We start from the raw sequence: 18,620 nt of genomic DNA on the forward strand, positions 1-18,620 counted from the left end.
TCGTTCACATCACCAGTGAGAAAAAGAACGCTAGTCCGGTGAAGATACAGGCCCAGATCAGCGCCATGCGGATCGTCTTCGACATGTTGACCTGGTGCGAGCGATAGGCACCGAGCGCAAGGATCAACCAGCCGAGCAGCGCAACGATGGACACCAGCGATACCTCGCTCATGCGATAAGCTCCATGCCATCGTACCCGACTAGCACGCCATCGGGCACTTCTCCGCTCAGCGTCGTATAATCCATGCTCTTGTCGAGATGCGACAGCACGGTCTTGCGCGCTCCCGACCGTTCGGCGAGTTCCAGCGCCATGCCAAGATGCGCGTGGGTCGGGTGCGGTTCGCGACGCAGGCAGTCTGTCACGAGGATGTCGATATCCTCGAACAGGTCGACCATATCATCGGTAATTTCGCTAAAGTCCGTCGCGTAACCTATTGATTTTCCGTCTGCATCGAAACGATACGCCGTCGTGGTGATCGGTCCGTGCGGCATCTCTACGCTTTCGACACCGAAACCTGCGTGAATTCGCAGCGTATCAAGAGAGTTGAGTTCCACAATCGTGTGATAGCCGTACTGGCCGGAGAACACGTACCCGAAGCGATTGCGCAACCGGCGACAGCATTCGGTCGATGCGAAGCCTGCGATCGGTCCGCCGCGGCCATAGCGCATCGGGCGCAGGTCATCGATGCCGTGGCAGTGGTCCGCATGATCGTGCGTCCAGAAAACCCCGTCGAGCTTGCCGATGTTGTTGGCGAGCAACTGGTTGCGCAGGTCCGGCGAGGTATCCACCAGGATTCTCGCGCCTTCATGGCTCTCGACAACGATGGATACGCGGCTGCGACGGTTCTTAGGCTCGTTCGGATCGCATTCGCCCCAGTCGTTGCCGATCCGTGGCACACCGGTCGACGTGCCGCATCCAAGCACGATCAGCTTCACGAGCCGCCTTCAGCTTTCGTGAATAAATTGAAGAAGTTGCGCGAGGTATTTGCAGCGAGCTCTTCGATGCTTTCTCCGCGCAGTTCCGCCACGAATTCCGCTGTATGGCGCACGAAGGCCGGTTCGCAGGTCTTTCCGCGATGCGGAACCGGGGCAAGGAACGGGCTGTCGGTTTCCACCAGCAACTTGTCCGTGGGGATTTCCTTCGCGAAGTTCTGCAACTCCGCCGCGTTCTTGAAGGTGACGATGCCCGACAGCGAGATCGTGAGGCCAAGGTCCAGCACCTTGCGACCGAATTCGGCGCTGGCCGTGAAGCAGTGGATCAAGGCGGGGAAGGCACCCTTCCCCATTTCATCCGCCAGGATATCGGCGGTGTCGGCTTCCGCATCGCGGGTATGGATTACCAGCGGCAGTCCGGTCTCGCGCGCCACATCGATATGCATGCGGAAAAGGTCGCGCTGAACTGCGCGGTCGGACTTGTCATAGTAATAGTCGAGCCCGCTTTCACCGATGCCGATGACTCGCGGCGCGTCGGTCGCCTCGCGCAGCACCTGGCGGCCAAGGTCGGCGTGCTGGTCCGCCTCGTGCGGGTGGATGCCCACGGTGGCCCACACATCGTTCTCCCGCTCTGCCGTGGCGACGACATCGCGCCATTCGCTTTCGCGCGTCGAAATATTGAGGAAGCCTGTAACACCGGCAGCGCGGGCATTGGCCAGAACTTCGTCCTGTCGCTCGGCTAGGCCCTTGTAATTGAGGTGGCAATGGCTGTCGATCAGCGGGGCATGGATCGTCACGATGCGTCCTCCCCGGCAGGCATGTCCAGACGCGGGAAGACGGGTTTCGGATTGTCGATCGTGATCGTGTCCATGGCGGGGTCTGATGCGGAAAGCGCCGCGTAGTCGCGCTCGGCAGCCGGAATGCTCAGCGCATTGAGGATCTTGCACGACGCGGTGGGGATCACCGGTGCAACGGCAATGGCCAGATCGCGGATGCAGCCGCAGAGTGTCGCGAGTACACGCCTCATTCGCTCAGGGTCCGTCTTGCGCAGCGCCCATGGCGCCTGTTCGTCAACGTAGGCGTTGCAGGCATAAACGGCCTGCATCCAAGCTTCGAGGCCGGCAGCAAAAGCCAGCTGTTCGAACTGGGAAGGCAGTTCGATGGCACAGGCCTGCCGCACGCGGGCGCGCAGTTGCTCGTCGACTTCTTCCACCGGCGCTTCTGCCGTGATCGAGCCGTCGCAATTCTTGGCGATGAAGCTCATCACGCGCTGCGCGAGGTTTCCGAAGCTGTTGGCGAGTTCGGAATTTGCTCTGTTTACAATGGCCTCTGCCGAATAGCTACCATCCTGCCCGAAGGAAAATTCTCGCAACAGGAAATAGCGCAGCACGTCGACGCCATAGGAATCTACCAATGCGGCGGGATCGGTGACGTTGCCGGCGGACTTGCTTTCCTTCTTGCCGTCACGGCTGAGCAGGAAACCGTGCGCATAGACCTGCTTGGGCAATGCGATCCCGGCGCTCATCAGGAAAGCAGGCCAGTACACGGTGTGGAAACGCGTGATGTCCTTACCCACCAGGTGCAGGTCCGCAGGCCAGAACTTCGCCATGTTTTCCGTCTCGTCTGGATAGCCGAGGCCGGTGAGGTAGTTGGTGAGCGCATCGACCCACACGTACATCACGTGCCCCTCGCTACCCGGCACCGGCACGCCCCAGTCGAAACTGGTGCGGCTTACCGAGAGATCGCGCAGGCCGCCTTCGACAAAACGCATCACCTCGTTGCGGCGGCTTTCGGGCCGGATGAAGTCCGGGTTCTCCTCGTAGAGTGCCAGCAACTTCTCGCCATAGGCGGAGAGGCGGAAGAACCACGTTTCCTCGGCGGTCCATTCCACTTGCGTGCCTTGCGGCGAAAGCTTCTCGCCGCCCTCGCCTTCTTCCAGTTCGCTTTCGTCGTAGTAGGCTTCATCGCGGACGGAATACCAACCCTCGTACCGATCGAGGTAGAGGTCGCCATTGGCTTCCATCGCCTTCCAGATCGCCTGGCTGGCGCGGTAGTGATCCTCTTCCGTTGTGCGGATGAAACGATCATACGAGATATCAAGCGTTTCGAACAAATCACGGAAATATCCGGACATTTCATCCGCAAGCTCGCGCGGGGTCATGCCGAGATCGCGCGCTTTCTGCGCCATTTTCAGGCCGTGCTCGTCGGTGCCGGTCTGGAAGCGGACCTCGCGGCCCATCTGCCGGTGGAAGCGGGCGAGGACGTCAGCCGCAATCGTCTCGTAGGCATGGCCGATGTGCGGCTTGCCGTTGGGATAGTGAATCGCGGTGGTGAGATAGAAGGTGTCAGCCATTTGCGGGCGTCCTAGAACCCGCCAGACCTGCAAGCAAGGTGCCGATTTCCATCACCAGCAGGCCGGGATCGAAATTGTATGTCGGGGCCTGGCCCGCAAGGCGCACCAGTTCGCCATGGGTATCGACCATGGCGGGGATTTGCGAAGGGGTGACGCTGCGCATCTGATCCGCCACGACGGCCCTCGCGAGTTCGATCGCGGCAAGCTGCTTCTCCCGGCTTGGGCGCTGGCCCATGGCACCGGCCAGCCTGCCGCGCAGGACGAAGTCCGGATCGCCCTGCTCCACCACCTGCTTCATCAGCGTATGGATCTTACCGAGGTCCAGTTCCACGAAATCGATGGCGGCGCCGGGCGACCCACTGGCCGCAGCAATGGCTGCCGCGCGCTCCTGAGGGCTGGCCTGGGGGCTTTCACGCGCCAGCACGGCATCCATGTCGAGATCGGATACGCGCGGGAAATCCAGCACCCGGCAACGCGAACGGATCGTCGGCAGCAGCCGCCCGATGCGATGGGCGATCAGCAGGAAATAGGTGCCGGCGGGCGGCTCCTCCAAGCTCTTCAGGAGGGCGTTGGCGGCGCTGGTTTCCATGTCATCCGCCGGATCAATGATGACGGCGCGGCGGCTTCCCAGCGTTGGCCGCGTGGTGAGGCGGCGTTGCAACTCGCGCACCTGGTCCACCTTGATGTTGCGGGCCAGTTCGTAGGGCTTGCCGTCATCGCGCTTCTTTGTCTCGGCATCGTTCTTCGGCGGATGGCTGATGTAGCGGATATCGGGATGCTCGCCCTCTGGCTGCGGAATGCCGGGTTCGGCCACCAGTTCGCGCGCGGCGGCCAAGGCGAAGGCGCTTTTGCCCACGCCCTTGCGCCCGGAAAGAATCCAGCCGTGGTGCATGCGTGCGCCGGCGAGTGCGCGGCGCCAATCCTCCCATGCCTTCTCGTGACCGATGTAGCTCAACCGCCTTCCCCGGTGAAAGGAGCCATCGCGCGCAGGATACGATCGTGCACTTCGCCCGGCGTGCCGCTCGCATCGATGATCACGAAGCGTTCGGGATCGGTCTGGGCCATCTTGCGGAAATGCTCCGCCACGCGCGCGTGGTAGGCGGCTGCCTTGCCGCCTATCCTGTCCGAATTTTCGCCGTCGCGGGCGTGCAGGCGCTCGGCGATGTCGTCGGTCGGGGCCTGGAGCAGGAATGTAACGTCAGGCATCAGCGCGTGGGAGCCGAGCGTGTGCAGCGAAAGGACGGCATCGTCCGACCACTCCCCTCCCCCGGCCTGGTAGGCGCGGGAGGAATCGATGAAGCGATCGCACACCACCCAGTCGCCGCGGTCCAGCGCCGGGCCGATGAGGTTTTTTACATGGTCCGAACGGGCGGCGGCAAACAGCAGCGCCTCTGCGCGGGTATCCCAGTCGAAGCGCTTGTCCAGCAGCAGGTTGCGGATTGCCTCGGCTCCCGGCGTTCCGCCGGGTTCGCGCGTCTGCACCACGCCCAGCCCGCGCCCGCGCAGGGCATCGACCAGCATCCGCGTCTGGGTCGACTTTCCCACGCCCTCGCCACCTTCGAGGGTAATGAAGCGTCCGCTCGTCATGCCAGCCATTTCCTCAACGCATTGGCGACGCGCTGGAAGGCGTTGGCCTGCGGGACGGTTTCGGCTGCCTCGAGCGGCACTTCGAGCATTGTCTCTCCGTCAAGCGTCAGGCGGAGCTGCGCGATCCGGTCACCGGCGATGACGGGGGCCTGGATCGGACCACGATATTGTATTTCCATTTCCCAGCGTGATGTGTCGGCACCTTGCGGAAGAGCGGCGATTACGGGCTCAGGCGTTCGCAGCACGACGCTGCTATCGGCTCCGTCCTGCACCAGTGCGCGTCCTACTTCGACGCGGGCAGGCAGGATCATCTCCTGCTCGAATGCGTCGAAACCCCATTCAAGCAGGGCGCGGGCGGTTTCGTCCCGCGTCTTGCCATCGGGAGCCCCTGCGAGGACCATCACCAGCCTGCGACCATTCCTCTCCGCAGAACCGAGGAAAGTGAAGCCCGCTTCGCGCGTGTAACCCGTCTTCATCCCGTCGGCACCCTCGACGCGGCCAGTTACCGGATCGTGATTGGCCTGGGCGATGTCCCGCCAGCGCAGCGATCGGTGCCCGAAGTAGCGATCGTAAAGGCCGGGATACCGCTCCACGATGGCGCGGCCCAGCTTCGCGAGGTCCCGCGCGGAAGTGTAGGTCTGCCCGCCGTCTGGAAAGCCGTTTGCGGACCCGAAATGCGTGTCGCGCATGTCAAGTTCTGCCGCATTGGCATTCATCAGCGCAACCCAGTTTTCCAGCGAACCGGTTGCCGCAACGGCCATGGCCACGCTGGCATCATTACCGGAGACGGTCGTGATTCCCAGCAGCAGTTGCCCGATGGTGGGTTGATCGCCGGCGCGCAGGAACATGTTGGACCCCTCGGCATACCAAGCGTCCTCCAACTCTTGCGGGTATTCGAACCGCATATCCAGCCGCAGTTCGCCCTCGTCGATCAGTTTGAACGCGGTGTAGGCGGTCATCACCTTGGTGACGGAGGCGGGCACGAAGCGCCGGGCTTCCTCCCGGCTGAAGAGCGTTTGTCCGGTCGACAGATCGACCAGCAGGCCAACGGGGATATCCTGAGGCACCGGTGCGGAAACTGGGGCGGAACCGGACGCGGGCAAGGCTGGGCTGGAGGCGAGGCACAATGCCGCCGTTGCCAGGGCCATGGCCTTTAACTGGTGCACACGCTCTCCACCGCTTGGCGCGGCGGGCTAGGCCTCAGCCGCTGGTCAGGATTCGGGCATCGCTATAACCCGCCTGCTGCACGTTGGCGAGGGATGCCTCGGCTTCTCCACGGGTCGCAAAGGGGCCGGTGCGGACGCGGTAGTATCGCCCGGATTGGGATACCTCGCCGCCCAAGGCATCGGCCGCGCGGCGTGCGTTGTCCGGGTTTGCAAAGGCTGCTGCCTGCACCACGAACCCGGGCTCGATTTCTGCCCTGGCGACATCCGCCGGAAGTTCGGTGGAAGCAGGCTCCTGGAAGGCTTCGCTCGTGGAGGCAGTCGCTATGTCGGTAGGGGGCTCCACAGGAGCAGACGCGATTTCCGGCGGCGCCGCTGACGTGTCAGGCGCGGCGGTTGAAGCGGTAAGCTCGACAGTTTCGAGCGCTTGCGGGGTCTGGGCGCTGGCAGACAGGGAAACCGATCCGCTTTCCGGTAAGCGGCGACGCATGACGGTGAGCAGGGACGATGGCGTTTCCATTCGCAGCGGCGCAGCATTCCCCTGGCGCAGCATGGCGCGCTGTTCTTCGGGCGGATTGACGCGGCGCACGCGTACAGGAGTTTCCACGTTACCCGCCAGTTGCGCCATCGCCGCCGGCGAAAGAGCAAGGATGTGATTGGTATCCATAGGTCCGCGGCGTTCCAGGCGCACGAGTATCGTGCGTCCCGATTCCAGCGAGGTCACTTCGACGTAGCTGGGCACCGGAAGGGTGTGATGCGATGCGGAATAGCCCATCGTGCCAGCGTCGAGCGCGATGTAACCCACCTCGTCATAGTTGAGCACGTCCTCAGGCGTGTAGTTCGTGCCCGCCACCTCGTAAGGCTCGCCGATCACGATCGGATAATCCGCTTGGGGTCCGTAATCCGACAACGCCGAAGCTGATGCCACACTTTCCGTGCCCGGCGCACTGCAGGCAGCAAGCCCAACGGAAAGGACAATAGTTACCAGCGCACGTGCCTGGCAACGGCTTTCGGGGCTATCGACTGATCTCATCTGCAAGCAATCCCACACTCATCGCGTAGTAATTCGAGCAGTTATATTCGAGGATAACCTTATAATTCTGAGTTAAGAGGTAGCCGGGTTCCGCTGGGCCGTCCGGTTCGAACAGCGACGCCATCACGTCATCACCGATGGGCGCGCGGGGCTCGATGCCCCGCTCGCGCCACTCGCGAACGGTCAGCCAGCGGCTGTGACGTTCGTGCACACGCGGGCACACGGGAGAGACAACGCGGTTCTCGATACCGCTGCGATCTGCGGAATTGGGAACGTAGGCGCGCACCGCCCAGGGTTCCCCCGTCCGCCACCCGGCATCGCGGAAATAGTTCGCGATGGAATGCATGGTGTCGACATCGGAATTCCACAGGTCCTTCTGCCCGTCGCCATCGCCATCGACGGCAAGGCGCAGGTAGACGCTGGGGAGGAACTGGCCGTTGCCGAAAGCGCCGGCCCAGCTACCGACCAGGCGAGAACGGGGCACGCCCATGTCGACCATCTTCAGGACGTCGATCAATTCGCGCTCGAACAGTTCGCGGCGGCGCCCTTCCCAGGCCAGCGTTGCCAGCGAGCGCGGCAGGTCGAAGCTGCCCATCACCGCACCATAGGCCGTTTCGTGCCCCCAGATCGCGACGACGATCTCGGCCGGCACGCCATACTGACGCTCCACGTCGTAGCCGATGGAGCGCACTTCTGAGAGCTTGCGAACCCCGCCATTGATGCGCGACGCAGTGTTATGGCGATTGAGATAGCCCGCCATCGACGGGAAGCCCGTGGAAGTATTGTTGCCGCTGGACGAGACGTTGTCCCGGTCCAGCGCCAGCACACGGTCATTAGGGCTGAGCCCGGTGAATACCCGATCGATGGTCGCCTGGCTCACTCCTTCGGACCGGGCGTGCTGGGCGACGATATCCAGGTATTCCCCGAACGTCTCCTGCTGCGCACTGGCAGGAGCGGTAGAAAGAACGGCGACGGCGGCAAAGGCGCCGATGTGGCGCAGGTTTTTGAAAAGCATGGGGCAAAGACTACTGCACTGCCCCCGCCAAGGGAATCCCCCAATTTACCGATGCGCCGAAATGCCGCTGGCTTGCGCCGGGTTACCCGCGCCTATTCGTCCAGCGGAGCGTAAGGCGGCTGCATGTCCGGATTCTCGGCGAGCATTTCCGCGAATGGACGGAATCCGCAATTCTCGGTTTCGCATGCGGTCACCGTGTGAATGTAGCGGATCTTGCCGTTTTCAACTCGGAAGGTGTGGCTGTCAGGCAGCGCGTTATCGCCGAACTCGAGGAACACGTTCACCGCGCCCTTTACAGGATCGACAATGTAGCGGCGGTTTTTCAACTCGACACCTTCGGGAACGCCGACGTTGCAGCTGTCGGTCGGTTCGCCGCGCCCGGTGTAGACCCCGCCTTCCAGCCGGGCGCATGGCTCACCCCATGGCACTTCGACAGTGGGATCGCTGAACAGGTCGAGATAGGCATCGGCGGCTGCGATGAGTTCGTCACGCGTTGCGCGTTCGCCTTCGGGGATATCGCTCCAGTCTTCGCGGCGGGCGTATTCGTAAGTCGCCTCTGCGTCGAACAGCCAGTCGCCTTCGTCGGTCACGATGTTGTCGAACGGGCCGACACCGAAGAATCCGTTGCCGATCTGCGTGGCAGCTACAATCGGGCGTTCCTCGTCCAGCATGACGGCCTCGACGAAGACCTGGCAGGTCGTAGTGTCGAGAAGCGCCATATGCCAATCCACTTCGCGTGCCGGAGTAAGGAAACTCCCCAGCGAACCGCGCTGGAAGTTCTCGTTGTACTCCACCCATTCGCCGAGTTGCATGGTCATCATGGTCCCCTGCTCAAGCGCCTCGATCCAGTCACCGGCGATGCCTTGCAGCAGTTCCCTGTCGCATGCGCCCTGGGCCTGCGCCGGAGAAGCGAGTGCGATGGCGGTGGTTGCAGCAAGGGTAGCGCAAAGCTTGCGATTCATGGTGAGCGATCCTCTCGAACAAATTAGCCGGTTTCTCCCGGCAAATTGACTTCATCCGATTTCTAGCGCGGCCTTTCGCGCCTGTCACCTGCCAGTTGCGCCGATTGGTGGGTGACAATCGCCGCTCTTGCGTTTAGCCAGCGCGTGCTCGCGCGGACAGGTGGCAGAGCGGTTGAATGCACCGGTCTTGAAAACCGGCAAGGGTGCAAGCCCTTCGTGGGTTCGAATCCCACCCTGTCCGCCAGCGAGGCTTACTGCATTTGCTGATCATCCGGCTCCGGCGCACCACGGCGTTCGGGAGAGACGCCGTCGATGGCCGTGCGTTCGGGGCGGTAACTTTCCTGCGGCTGGTCTGAAATCTCGTATTCCATGGCAATCACCTCTCACCCGCAAAACGCGCGAGAGGTGAATGTTTTCCGGCATTTGCGACCAGCGGTTCGTCGCAAGGCTTGCCCTAGATATGGATCGCCCGGCCGTAGGCGCCGAGCACGCTTTCGTGCATCGATTCGGAGATCGTAGGGTGCGGGAAGACCGTCTGCATCAGTTCCGCCTCGGTCGTCTCCAGCGTCTTGCCCACGACATAGCCCTGGATCATCTCGGTGACTTCCGCGCCGACCATGTGCGCGCCCAGCAGTTCGCCGGTCTTGGCATCGAACACGGTCTTGGTGAAACCCTCGGCCTCGCCCAGCGCGATGGCCTTCCCGTTGCCGATGAAGGGGAATACACCGACCTTCACCTCGTAGCCCGCTTCCTTTGCCTTGGCCTCTGTCATGCCGACGGATGCGATCTGCGGGTGGCAGTAGGTGCAGCCCGGAATGGCATCGCGATTGAGCGGGTGCGGATGCACGTCCTTGTTACCAAGTTCCTTGGCTATGGCCTCAGCCGTAGTCACGCCCTCATGGCTCGCCTTGTGCGCCAGCCAAGGTCCCGGCGTGCAGTCGCCTATGGCCCACAGGCCCTTGGACTTCGTGCGGCCGTAATCGTCGATCTGGATGAAGCCGCGATCCATTTCGACCAGCTTATCGAGGCCTACGTTTTCCGTATTCGGCATGATGCCGATGGCGACGATGCAGTGGCTGAACTCGGTTTCGGCAACCTTGCCGTCCTTGCCCTTGATCTTGGCGGTCACTGCCTTGTCGGTGGCCTTGATGTCTTCCACGCCAGCGCCGGTCATGATGGTCATGCCCTGCTTGGTGAGGCTCTTTTCAAGGAAGGCGGAGACTTCCGCATCCTCGACCGGCACAATGCGGTCGAGCATCTCGACCACGGTAACATCGGCGCCCATGTCGTTGTAGAAGCTGGCAAATTCGATGCCTATTGCGCCGGAACCGATAACCAGCAGCTTCTTCGGCATTTCACTTGGCGTCATGGCGTGGCGGTAGGTCCACACGCGCTTGCCGTCGGCCTTGGCGAACGGCAGGTCGCGGGCACGAGCGCCGGTGGCGACGATCACGTGCTTGGCAGTGAGCTTCTCCTCGCCCTTTTCGCCCTTCACCGTCAGCGAGGTGGGGCCGGTCAGCGTCCCCTCCCCCATGTGAACAGCAATCTTGTTCTTCTTCATCAGGTGCGTCACGCCCTGGTTCAGCTGCTTGGCAACACCGCGGCTGCGTTTCACCACGGCTTCGAGGTCGGCCTCGATCTCGCCCGCGATCTTCAGGCCATAGTCCTTGGCGTGCTGGGCATAGTGCAGGATCTCTGCCGAGCGCAGAAGCGCCTTCGTCGGGATACAGCCCCAGTTGAGGCAGATGCCGCCCAGGTTCTCGCGTTCCACGATGGCGGTTTTCAGGCCAAGCTGGGCGCAGCGGATTGCCGCGACATAGCCGCCGGGGCCGGAACCGAGAACGATGACGTCGTAGGAATTGCTCATGATTTATCCTGCAGGCAAAATGGTGTGTGGATGAGGCGGAGGGCTGAGCGCATGGCCTAGGCTCCCCCGCATTCGGCGTCTGGTCGATTGGCAAGGATGCGGGCGATAAAGGCATCAGCCTGGCGCCCGGCGGCAGCGGCGGCTTCCTCCTGATAGAGGAAGACGCCGCCGTTGTATTCGACAGGCAGCGTCAGCGAGGGAATGTCGAAGCCGTGTTCGGCACCCGGATAGCGGTGGACGGTGAAGTTCTCGGCAGGGCCTGCATTGGCAAGGAAGGTCTCGAGCGCTTCGGCGGTTGTCAGGTCGTCGCTTTCGCCCTGCAATACCAGCACTGGCACTTTGGCCTCGAAGGGCTCGGGCTGTCCCAGGACCAGCGGGTAGTAGCCGATGGCGCCCGCAAGGCCCGGCACCGGATCGTTGGCCAGCGAGATGACGCCCGAACCGCCTGCCGAGAAGCCGATCACGAAGCCGGGGCACGACAGGTCCAGCCAGCCCTCCCGCTCCGCCGACGCGAGCGCATCGCGCACCACCTGCGCTTCCATCGGGCCGGGAATGCCTTCGCTCTCGATTCCGAGCAGGGGCGCGGCGGCCTGGTAGTGGACAACGAGCGCATCGAGGCCGCGCGCGTTCCAGTGTCGGGCGACGTCAAAGTAGAACTCGCGATCGCCGAACACCTCGATCCCGCCACCGCCGGGCAGTACGACGATCCAGGGCTTCGCACCGTCGCCATCCGCCGGGTAGGCGTAATAGTGTTCGTCGGCGCTGGCTTCAGTCATCGCGGCTTCGCTTTCCGTCGCCGGAACGCAGGCCGTCATGAAGCCGAGGGCTGCGATGGCGGCAATGCGGCATGTCACGCTGGTCCTCCGTCGATCGGGCGCGGACGACCGGCATCGTCGACGGCAACGAAGGTGAACTTGGCCGATGTTACCAGTTCCTCGCCCTCCGAATGCCGCTCGCGCCGCCAGGCCTGTGTCTCGATACCCATGCTGGTGCGCCCGACATGGGTGATCTCGGCATAGACCGACACTTCGTCGCCTACTTTCACGGGCCGGTGAAACTCGACGCCGTCCATCGCGATGGTGACCGCCCTGCCCTTCGCCCGCCGCGCAGCGACGAGGCCCGCGCCCGAGTCCATCAGGCTCATCAGCCAGCCGCCGAAGATGTCGCCGTAAGCGTTGGCATCGGCGGGCATCGCGGTGACGCGCATCGCGGGATCGCGCTTCGCCATCAGGTTTGCTCACCCAATATGGAACACCGACCGGGGTGTTTTGGAAAACTTGCCCGGAGCCCCCTCGCATCCGTAAATCGCGCCGAAACGGCTCCGCAACGTGTAACCTTCCAAATCGGCAGGTCATCACGCCAGTTGGCCATCAAAGGTGCGGTTTCCGAAATCGTCATAGGGCGGTCTATCGCTGCCTCATCGAAAAGTAGGAAAGCGATCAGGCCACCAGACCCAGCGGCGCCTCGACGAGTTCCTTGAACACCTTCATCAGCTGCGCGCCGTCCGCACCGTCGATGGCGCGGTGGTCGAAGCTGCCCGTCGCGCTCATTACCGTGGCGATCTGCAGGGCGTCGTCGACCACGTAGGGCCGCTTCTCGCCCGCGCCGATGGCCATGATCATGGCCTGGGGCGGATTGATGACGGCTTCGAACTGCTTGATGCCGAACATGCCCATGTTGGAAAGGCTGGCGGTGCCGCCCTGATATTCTTCCGGCGCAAGCTTGCCGTCCTTCGCGCGCGTGGCGAGGTCCTTCATCTCGGTGCTGATCTTGCTCATGGCCTTGCCGCCCGCATCCTTCACGATCGGGGTGATAAGGCCATTGGGGATCGACACGGCGACGGAGATATCGGCGCGCTCGAACTTGAGCATGGAGTCGCCTGCGAACTGCACGTTGCAGGCAGGCACCTGCTCCAGCGATTTCGCCAGCGCCTTGATCAGCATGTCGTTCACCGACAGCTTGATGCCCTGCGGCTCCAGCGCCTGGTTCAGCTCGCCGCGCAGCTTCAGCAGCGCATCGAGGCGGATATCCACCGTGAGATAGATGTGCGGGACCTGCTGCTTGCTCTCGGTCAGGCGGCGCGCAATGGTCTTGCGCATTCCCGACAGCTTCTCGACCTCGTGCGGGATGCCGAAGTCCTGCGCCTGTGCGGGCTTTGGCTCGACTGCGGGGGCCGCTTCCTTCTCCGTAGCGGTGGGTGCGGGCGCAGCGGCACCGGGCTTGGCGCTTTCCACGTCGGCCTTCACGATACGACCATTGGGGCCGGTGCCCTTGATGCTGGCGAGGTCGAGGCCCTTCTGCTCGGCAATACGGCGTGCGAGCGGCGATGCGATGATACGGTCGCCGTCCTTGGTGGGCGCAGGGCCGGCGGATGCTTCGGGAGCGGGTGTCGGTGCGGGGCTTGGTGACGGCGACGGAGCAGGCGCTGTTTCCTCGCTCTTCTCCTCCTTCGCGGAAGGGGCCGGAGCGGCATCGCCGCCGCTGATCGGGTCCACGTCGCCTGCGTCCTCGCCTTCCTCGGCAAGCGTGGCAATGACGGTGCCGACTTTCACGCCTTCGGTGCCCTCTTCCACCTGGATATGGGCAATCGTGCCTTCATCGACGGCTTCGAATTCCATCGTGGCCTTGTCGGTCTCGATCTCGGCCATGATGTCGCCGGAGGAAACCTTGTCGCCCACCTTTACGAGCCATTTGGCAAGGGTGCCTTCCTCCATGGTCGGCGAAAGGGCGGGCATCTGGATGGCAATCGGCATAGAGGCGCAGGGCTCCCTGAAGAGGTTGGTTCGCGTGGCATGCTCTCTGACGAATTTGGCCGCGCGGGGCAAGGCATCTTGCGGAAATCAAGGTTTCGCGTGATACCGCGTGCGCGGGAGAACCAATGATGCGTGTCTATCTCACCATTGTCGACGAGACCGAGGAAGCACGCGCGGCGCTGCGTTTTGCTGCGCGCCGTGCAGCGAAAACGGGCGGCGTGGTGCACCTGCTGGCGCTGGTGCCGCGGCAGTCCTTCAACGCGTTCGGCGGCGTACAGGCGACGATCGAGGAAGAAGCCCGCGACCGCGCCGAGGTGCTGGCGAACTCGGCAGCTGGCGAGCTGATGTACGAATCCGGCAAGATGCCGCAGATCGCGGTTCGCGTTGGCGATGCGAAAACCGTGGTGTCGGAATATCTTTCCGAACACCCGGAGGTCGCCGCTCTCGTACTGGGGGCAGCCGCAGAAGGCGCACCTGGGCCGCTGGTAACGCACTTCTCAACCAATGTCGGCAGTCTGCACTGCCCGCTGTTCATCGTGCCGGGTAGCCTGACCAGCGAGGAAATCGACGCGCTTTCTTGATTTTCGATTGCGCCTCCGCGCAATCGTCCTCGCTAGATGCGCAGCAAGCTGCTCCCGCTGCGGGCGGGCGTTCGCCCTTGCGGCTGGCTAGTCGCCAACCGTTCAGGTCAGCGTGCCGCGCGTCGGGTAATCCTTGTTGAGTGTAAAATCGATGCCCTTGAGCAAATCGTCCAGGGACGGACGGGTCCACGGTGCGTTCTGCGTCTGGGCAAAATGCACCGAGCGATCAGGCTTGAGCAGGAACAGGCCGGGTTCGCTGAATACCTCCGGCTCCTCGCTGCCCTCGCGCTTTTCGCTGATGTAGAGACCCCATTCGCGGGCCTGCTTCTCGGTCATCGAGTGGACGAGCGGCAGGTTGCCGGTTTCCCATTCCTTGTCGACCACCATGGCGCGCTCCTCGCTGTCCATCGAGATCGCAAACACGTTGATGCCGCGGCTGACGAAATCGTCCAGCCGCCCGCCGATTTCCTCAAGGTAGCGCTTGCAGATCGGGCAATGCTTGCCGCGATAGAACACCAGCATGGTGTAATTGTCGGGCGACTGGTCCGACAGCACGAAGCGCGCATCGATGGTGAGCGGCAGGTCGATGTCGGGGGCGGTGGAACCGGGCTTCAGCATGAAATTCTCCTTTGCCCGATCAATGCCTGCCCTGCCGCTACCGTTCCGCTATTTCTTCTTCTTGCCGCGCCCCTGGTGACGGATGTTGCCGGGCCTGCCCCGCTTGCCGACAGTGTGCTTGCCCTGCTTGTCTTTGCGCGGTCCCTTGTTTCGGGGTTTGCGCTCTGGCCTGCGTCCGCGCGGCTCGACACGCTGGGAGCCGCCGCCGTCCGGCAGCTCGAACTTCAGCGCGCCAGTCAGCGGGTTCGCTTCGCCGAGCCGGAGGTCCAGCACGTCGCCCACGGTGTAGGTCGTGCCGCTGTCCTCGCCGGTCAGTTTGTGCGCGCCTTCGTCGTAATGGAAATATTCGCGGCCCAGCGTGGAGATCGGCACAAGCCCGTCGCCGCCCATGTCCACGATGGTGGCGAAGAACCCGAACTTCTGCACCCCTGTGATGCGCGTCTGGAAAACCTCGCCCACGCGGGCCGAGAGCCATGCGGCAACGTAGCGATCGATCGTGTCGCGCTCCGCCTCCATCGCGCGGCGCTCGGTGATGGAAATGGCATCGGTGATCTTGCCGAGGTCCGCCCGGTCCTTGTCCGAAAGGCCTGAGTGCGCCGGGATGGTGTTCCCCTTCGGCTTGGGTTGCTTCAGCTTGTAGCTGTCCACCAGCGCGCGGTGCACCAGCAGGTCGGCATAGCGGCGGATGGGCGAGGTGAAGTGGGCATAGCTGCCCAGCGCAAGGCCGAAGTGACCCGCGTTCTGCGGTCCGTAATAAGCCTGCGTCTGGCTACGCAGCACCGCTTCCATCACCAGCGCCTTCTCGCCCGGATCGTCGCCCATGTCCTTGATCATGCGGTTGAACAGGCCGGGCGTGATGACCTGCCCCAGCGCAAGGTTCTTGCCAATGCTCTCGAAATATTCGCGAAGGGCAATCAGCTTCTCGCGCGTCGGCGGTTCGTGGATGCGGTAGACGACGGGGCTGGCCTTGCTTTCCAGCGCCTTCGCCGCCGCGACGTTGGCGGCGATCATGAAGTCTTCCACCACGCGGTGCGCATCCAGCCGCTCTCGCACCTTGATGCCCTTGATCTTGCCGTCCTCGCCCAGTTCCACGCGGCGCTCGGGCAGGTCGAGATCGAGCGGGTCGCGATCATCGCGGGCGGCGTTCAGTGCTTTCCAGCACGCCCACAGCGCGTTGATCGGGCCGGTGGCGCTCCCTGCGTCGATCTGCGCCTGGGCATCTTCGTAAGCGATCACCTGTTCGATGCGCACGATGGCGCGGGTGAAGCGCCAGTCCGTCACGCGGCCATCGGCGTCGATCTTGAGATGGCAGGCCATCGCAGCGCGGTCCCTGCCCTCGCCCAGCGAGCAGACGTCGGCGGAGAGAACCTCGGGCAGCATGGGAACCACACGGTCGGGGAAGTAGACGGAATTGCCGCGCCGGCGCGCTTCCTTGTCGATGTTGGAGCCGGGGCGGACGTAGAACGACACGTCGGCAATCGCCACCAGCGCGTTGAAGCCGCCCTCCCCGTCGCTTTCTGCCCAGATCGCATCGTCGTGGTCGCGCGCGTCGGCGGGGTCGATGGCGATGATCGGCAGGTGGCGAAGGTCTTCGCGGTCGTCTTCGCTCAAGGGCAGCTGTGCGGCCTTCTCGGCCTCGTCCAGCACTTCCTGCGGGAAGCGGTTGGGGATGCCGTACTTGTGGATCGCGATGAGGCTGAAGCTCTTGGGCGCCAGCGGATCGCCCAGCACCTCGGTGACTTTCACAGAGGAATTGCGGCCGCGCCCGACGGGCTCTGCCACAACCAGTTGGCCTTTCTCGGCGTTGCCGAGGTCAGAGACGGGGGACGAATTGCGGATGCGCTTGTCCACCGGGGCCAGCCATGCCTTGCCGCCGCCATCGATCTCGATCACGCCCAGCATCTGGTCTTCGGCCACGGCCAGCTTCTTCATCGGGTGCGCCAGCCAGCCGCTGCCCTTCTCCTCCGTGCGGGCGAGAATGCGGTCGCCGGTGCGCAGCGCGGCTTGCTTCTTCTTCTCGATCACCCTGAGGCGCGGCGGGGCGCTGCCATCGTCGGGATTCCAGCTTTCGGGCACGGCGATAGGTTCGCCGTCGTCAATCTCCACCACGCGCAGCACGGTGACGCGCGGCACGCCGCCCATCTTGTGAAAGGCGCTCTTGCTGGAATCGATCAGGCCTTCCTCGGCCATGTCCTTCAGCAGCGCCTTGAGGGCGATCTTTTCCTGCCGTTTGAGGCGGAAGTGCTTGGCAATCTCGCGCTTGCCGACACGCGTGTCGGAGCCGCGGATGAATTCCATGACCTGGTCCTTGCTGGGCAGGCCTTCAAATTTCTTCGTATTCTTCGGTTTGTTCATATGCCCCGCATATGGGGGCGCTATTCCCCGCTGTCGACGGGTAGCGGATAGAATTGTCCGCCGGGCACCGCACTGGAGACAGGGCTTTCCGCCCCGTCCGCCGCCACGGAGCTGACCCCGAAGATCCAGTCGTCCCCGCGATCGGGCGCAAGGACGATGGAATTGAGGTCCGCCGCCGGGTCTGCGCGCAGGGTTTCGCGCCACGACCAGTCACGGTCATCGGTGCGCCTGCGCCATACGTTGTAGCGCACTGCGCCTGCCACCGGCTCCCACTCCAGCAGCACGTCGGGCCGCACGATGCCGTCGCTCTGCACGACGGGCGGCATCGGCGTGCGCGCCAGTACGTCGGCGGCGCGCACGTTCAGGCGCGTCACATCAGCGAGATAGCCGAAGTCCATCTCGTCGATGGTGTCGCCGTAGGTTGTGCCGTCTTCCACGCGCAGGTCCTGGTGCTGGTGCTCGTAATCCTCGATTGCGACAGAGAAGCGGATGGCGGGATAGCCCCGGTCGAGGAACGGCAGGTGGTCCCCGCCCCGCCCCATGCGGTCGCTGCGCCATGTCTGCCGCACGTCGAGACCGGTCGGCTCGCCCTCTGCGAGTTGGTCGAGAAAGCGCGACAGGTTGCGGCTGGGGCTGTCGTTGATGCCGCCCATGCTGCGCATCATCGCGCGGGTCTGCTCGTCCGCATCGGCGCGCACCCCTTCGGAGAAAACGCGCACGTGTTCGGCATCGCAAACCCCGTCACTACCGCAAGAGCCGCCGACCACGTCGTTGTTCAGGACCGCCTTGACGGTCCAGCCCTGCTCCGCCGCGTAGTCTGCCAGAAGGGTGCCGCCGTAAAGCCCCTGCTCCTCGCCCATCAACAGAGCGTAGACGATGGTGGTGGGATATTCACGCTGGCTCAGCACCCGCGCGGCTTCCAGTACCAGCGCACTGCCGCTGGCGTTGTCGTTCGCACCGGGAGCCTCGCTTGTCGCATCCATCACGTCGGAGGCGCGGCTGTCGATATGGCCCTGGATGATGACGACTTCGTTCGGCCGTTCCGTGCCGCGCTGGATGGCGACGGCGTTGCGGATTAGCACCGGCTCGGGGATGCGCCTGCCGCCCATCTCGCGTTCCACGAAACTGACGTCGAGGCACCCTCCGCAAGCCGCGCTCGCTTCCTCGAACTCGGCCCGGCCCCAGTCCAGTGCCGCGCCGATGCCGCGCTCCGGATCGTCGAGACTGGAGAGCGTGTGGCGCGTGCCGAAGGAGACCAGCGTCTCAACATCTGACTGCAAACGCTCCTGCGAAACGGGCGCGGCGGGATCGCCGCTGGTTTCGTGAGCAAGGACGGGGGTGGCGAAGGCGGCGAGACATGCCGCTGGCAGGAGATAATAGCGCATTGGTCGAGAAGTCGC

Annotated in this window: 18 protein-coding genes and 1 tRNA gene; 2 read left to right on the top strand and 17 right to left on the bottom strand. The window is 63.6% G+C overall.

The features are described from left to right. Positions 1-4: 4 nt before the first annotated feature. From D4Q51_RS15810 to D4Q51_RS14630, 10 genes are all read right to left on the bottom strand, one after another. Positions 5-172, bottom strand: coding sequence for a hypothetical protein (locus D4Q51_RS15810; RefSeq protein ID WP_162925348.1), 168 nt, complete (start codon positions 170-172; stop codon positions 5-7). Then, positions 169-936 carry an MBL fold metallo-hydrolase gene (locus D4Q51_RS14590; protein ID WP_120078544.1) on the bottom strand — a complete coding sequence of 256 codons (768 nt, stop codon included), beginning with the start codon at positions 934-936 and terminating at the stop codon, positions 169-171. The genes D4Q51_RS15810 and D4Q51_RS14590 overlap by 4 nt, the downstream gene beginning before the upstream one ends. Then, complete coding sequence (locus tag D4Q51_RS14595) at positions 933-1,730, bottom strand: TatD family hydrolase (protein WP_240624774.1); 798 nt, start codon at positions 1,728-1,730, stop codon at positions 933-935. Before D4Q51_RS14595 ends, D4Q51_RS14590 begins: the two co-directional genes overlap by 4 nt. Continuing rightward, complete coding sequence (gene metG / locus D4Q51_RS14600; RefSeq protein WP_120078545.1) at positions 1,727-3,286, bottom strand: methionine--tRNA ligase; 1,560 nt, start codon at positions 3,284-3,286, stop codon at positions 1,727-1,729. Before metG ends, D4Q51_RS14595 begins: the two co-directional genes overlap by 4 nt. Next, the gene (locus D4Q51_RS14605; RefSeq protein ID WP_120078546.1) at positions 3,279-4,241 is read right to left on the bottom strand and encodes a DNA polymerase III subunit delta'; all 963 of its coding nucleotides are present in this window, start codon (positions 4,239-4,241) and stop codon (positions 3,279-3,281) included. The genes metG and D4Q51_RS14605 overlap by 8 nt, the downstream gene beginning before the upstream one ends. Beyond that, positions 4,238-4,873 (bottom strand): dTMP kinase, encoded by a 636-nt coding sequence (gene tmk / locus D4Q51_RS14610; protein WP_120078547.1) that lies wholly within the window; start codon positions 4,871-4,873, stop codon positions 4,238-4,240. The genes D4Q51_RS14605 and tmk overlap by 4 nt, the downstream gene beginning before the upstream one ends. Further along, on the bottom strand, positions 4,870-5,940 hold the full coding sequence (locus D4Q51_RS14615) for a D-alanyl-D-alanine carboxypeptidase family protein (protein ID WP_240624775.1): 1,071 nt from the start codon (positions 5,938-5,940) through the stop codon (positions 4,870-4,872). The genes tmk and D4Q51_RS14615 overlap by 4 nt, the downstream gene beginning before the upstream one ends. Positions 5,941-6,073: 133 nt before the next feature. After that, positions 6,074-6,910, bottom strand: coding sequence for an SPOR domain-containing protein (locus D4Q51_RS14620; protein WP_205689510.1), 837 nt, complete (start codon positions 6,908-6,910; stop codon positions 6,074-6,076). A gap of 142 nt (positions 6,911-7,052) precedes the next feature. Beyond that, positions 7,053-8,084 (bottom strand): lytic murein transglycosylase, encoded by a 1,032-nt coding sequence (locus D4Q51_RS14625; protein WP_120078549.1) that lies wholly within the window; start codon positions 8,082-8,084, stop codon positions 7,053-7,055. 92 nt (positions 8,085-8,176) lie between these two features. Next, positions 8,177-9,046, bottom strand: coding sequence for a DUF8021 domain-containing protein (locus D4Q51_RS14630; RefSeq protein WP_120078550.1), 870 nt, complete (start codon positions 9,044-9,046; stop codon positions 8,177-8,179). Positions 9,047-9,200: 154 nt separating this feature from the next. Here D4Q51_RS14630 and D4Q51_RS14635 point away from each other — a divergent pair. Further along, positions 9,201-9,290, top strand: a tRNA-Ser gene (locus D4Q51_RS14635). A gap of 210 nt (positions 9,291-9,500) precedes the next feature. On the opposite strand, the gene lpdA is transcribed toward D4Q51_RS14635, so the two are convergent. From lpdA to D4Q51_RS14655, 4 genes are all read right to left on the bottom strand, one after another. Next, on the bottom strand, positions 9,501-10,913 hold the full coding sequence (gene lpdA / locus D4Q51_RS14640) for a dihydrolipoyl dehydrogenase (RefSeq protein WP_120078551.1): 1,413 nt from the start codon (positions 10,911-10,913) through the stop codon (positions 9,501-9,503). Between the two features lie 56 nt (positions 10,914-10,969). Beyond that, positions 10,970-11,767, bottom strand: a complete 798-nt coding sequence (locus tag D4Q51_RS14645; protein WP_120078552.1) for a dienelactone hydrolase family protein — start codon at positions 11,765-11,767, stop codon at positions 10,970-10,972. Beyond that, complete coding sequence (locus tag D4Q51_RS14650) at positions 11,764-12,141, bottom strand: acyl-CoA thioesterase (protein ID WP_120078553.1); 378 nt, start codon at positions 12,139-12,141, stop codon at positions 11,764-11,766. The genes D4Q51_RS14645 and D4Q51_RS14650 overlap by 4 nt, the downstream gene beginning before the upstream one ends. A 211-nt stretch (positions 12,142-12,352) precedes the next feature. Continuing rightward, a complete protein-coding gene (locus D4Q51_RS14655; RefSeq protein ID WP_120078554.1) occupies positions 12,353-13,666 on the bottom strand; it encodes a pyruvate dehydrogenase complex dihydrolipoamide acetyltransferase in 1,314 nt (437 codons plus the stop codon). A 128-nt stretch (positions 13,667-13,794) separates the two neighbouring features. On the opposite strand from D4Q51_RS14655, the gene D4Q51_RS14660 reads away from it, so the two are divergent. Beyond that, positions 13,795-14,247, top strand: a complete 453-nt coding sequence (locus D4Q51_RS14660) for a universal stress protein (protein WP_120078787.1) — start codon at positions 13,795-13,797, stop codon at positions 14,245-14,247. A 102-nt stretch (positions 14,248-14,349) separates the two neighbouring features. Here the strand turns inward: D4Q51_RS14660 and D4Q51_RS14665 are convergent, their stop codons facing one another. The 3 genes from D4Q51_RS14665 to D4Q51_RS14675 are packed head-to-tail and all read right to left on the bottom strand — an operon-like array spanning position 14,350 to position 18,605. Then, positions 14,350-14,865, bottom strand: a complete 516-nt coding sequence (locus D4Q51_RS14665) for a peroxiredoxin-like family protein (RefSeq protein WP_120078555.1) — start codon at positions 14,863-14,865, stop codon at positions 14,350-14,352. 48 nt (positions 14,866-14,913) lie between these two features. Then, complete coding sequence (locus D4Q51_RS14670) at positions 14,914-17,220, bottom strand: ribonuclease R family protein (RefSeq protein WP_120078556.1); 2,307 nt, start codon at positions 17,218-17,220, stop codon at positions 14,914-14,916. A gap of 20 nt (positions 17,221-17,240) precedes the next feature. Then, a complete protein-coding gene (locus tag D4Q51_RS14675; protein ID WP_120078557.1) occupies positions 17,241-18,605 on the bottom strand; it encodes a M28 family peptidase in 1,365 nt (454 codons plus the stop codon). Positions 18,606-18,620 lie beyond the last annotated feature (15 nt).

This window comes from Aurantiacibacter odishensis (genome assembly GCF_003605195.1).
Taxonomy (GTDB): Bacteria; Pseudomonadota; Alphaproteobacteria; order Sphingomonadales; family Sphingomonadaceae; genus Alteraurantiacibacter; species Alteraurantiacibacter odishensis.

Excerpts from the sequence above, each read along its gene's own strand:
- D4Q51_RS14670 (WP_120078556.1), bottom strand. The coding sequence starts at position 17,220 with ATGAACAAACCGAAGAATACGAAGAAATTTGAAGGCCTGCCCAGCAAG.
- lpdA (WP_120078551.1), bottom strand. The coding sequence starts at position 10,913 with ATGAGCAATTCCTACGACGTCATCGTTCTCGGTTCCGGCCCCGGCGGC.
- D4Q51_RS14675 (WP_120078557.1), bottom strand. The coding sequence starts at position 18,605 with ATGCGCTATTATCTCCTGCCAGCGGCATGTCTCGCCGCCTTCGCCACC.
- tmk (WP_120078547.1), bottom strand. The coding sequence starts at position 4,873 with ATGACGAGCGGACGCTTCATTACCCTCGAAGGTGGCGAGGGCGTGGGA.
- D4Q51_RS14660 (WP_120078787.1), top strand. The coding sequence starts at position 13,795 with ATGCGTGTCTATCTCACCATTGTCGACGAGACCGAGGAAGCACGCGCG.
- metG (WP_120078545.1), bottom strand. The coding sequence starts at position 3,286 with ATGGCTGACACCTTCTATCTCACCACCGCGATTCACTATCCCAACGGC.
- D4Q51_RS14665 (WP_120078555.1), bottom strand. The coding sequence starts at position 14,865 with ATGCTGAAGCCCGGTTCCACCGCCCCCGACATCGACCTGCCGCTCACC.
- D4Q51_RS14630 (WP_120078550.1), bottom strand. The coding sequence starts at position 9,046 with ATGAATCGCAAGCTTTGCGCTACCCTTGCTGCAACCACCGCCATCGCA.
- D4Q51_RS14625 (WP_120078549.1), bottom strand. The coding sequence starts at position 8,084 with ATGCTTTTCAAAAACCTGCGCCACATCGGCGCCTTTGCCGCCGTCGCC.
- D4Q51_RS15810 (WP_162925348.1), bottom strand. The coding sequence starts at position 172 with ATGAGCGAGGTATCGCTGGTGTCCATCGTTGCGCTGCTCGGCTGGTTG.
- D4Q51_RS14650 (WP_120078553.1), bottom strand. The coding sequence starts at position 12,141 with ATGGCGAAGCGCGATCCCGCGATGCGCGTCACCGCGATGCCCGCCGAT.
- D4Q51_RS14655 (WP_120078554.1), bottom strand. The coding sequence starts at position 13,666 with ATGCCGATTGCCATCCAGATGCCCGCCCTTTCGCCGACCATGGAGGAA.